Genomic DNA, 304 nt, shown 5'->3' with positions numbered 1-304 from the left:
CAGCCCCTAAAATGGCGCAAAAAAACAGAGGCCCTTATTCTGGAACCTCCGTTTCTCTGGCTTTCTTAATGCCCTCGGCTGTGGCTTCTATTACAACAAGCTCTTTTTCATTCATAGAATTTAGGAGCACATCAATGTGCTTTCTGCAAGAACTTGACCTTGCCCCTCCGTCCGCATGAATAAACTGGTCAACTGAAACGTCAAACATCGTAATGAGTTTAACAAAAAGGTCGAAGCTGGGATAATGACCTTTGTTCTCAATATTCATAATGGTACGGGAGTCACGGTCTACTAATTCCGCAAC

1 protein-coding gene is annotated in these 304 nt (G+C 43.4%); it reads right to left on the bottom strand.

The genetic code is table 11. The features are described from left to right. Positions 1–34: 34 nt before the first annotated feature. The coding region (locus G5B06_RS18740; RefSeq protein ID WP_173772738.1) for a transcriptional regulator at positions 35–304 on the bottom strand (270 nt) is incomplete at its 5' end.

Source organism: Blautia luti (assembly GCF_013304735.1).
Lineage (GTDB): Bacteria > Bacillota > Clostridia > Lachnospirales > Lachnospiraceae > Blautia_A.
Note: the sequence above shows the minus strand (reverse complement) of the source record. Positions and strands in the feature narration are given on the sequence as shown.